The organism is Caulobacter sp. 05T431 (assembly GCF_056665975.1).
Genome location: NZ_JBFTKU010000103.1, coordinates 1 through 470 on the forward strand (window position 1 = coordinate 1; position 470 = coordinate 470).

The 470-nt window shown below is 65.1% G+C and carries 1 protein-coding gene; it reads right to left on the minus strand.

Annotation, left to right across the window (positions count from 1 at the left end; genetic code table 11):
• A partial coding sequence (locus tag AC1U89_RS24705; RefSeq protein ID WP_479902249.1) for a hypothetical protein occupies window positions 1–276 on the minus strand: 276 nt, incomplete at its 3' end.
• Window positions 277–470 lie beyond the last annotated feature (194 nt).

Sequence of the window (470 nt, forward strand, 5' to 3'; positions counted from 1 at the left end):
GCCCAACGCGGCGCGGATGCGCCTGGCAGCTTCCCGATACCCGTCACCAAGACCCGCTGTCCTGGCAGCGTGGATCGAGCCGATGCCGTCAAACTGATGTTCGATCCGTTCGCCCCGTTCCGCGAAATCAGATGCCACGGCTTCCAATTTCTCGAGCCGTGCACCCTGCTCCCGCACCACGGAGAGGAGAAAGGACCGGTCCCTGGCGTTGCTTTCCACGGTCCCGTCCGCGGCGAGCCGCGCTTCGATGCCGGGCAGTTCGTCAGAGGCGCTCATCGGGCCCTCCTCCATGAAGGTCTCGCCAACAGAGTAGCCCCCATGGACAGCAAAGACACCAGTGCTCAAGGTCCTGCCTGGGCCTCGGAACCGGCCAATGCCGGGAACCGGCGCTAAGAGCCGAGAATGACAGGCCGGCGGTCATTCCTGTCCGGATTCGCCCAGGACCGGGCTGTACGGGGTGAATCCTTCCC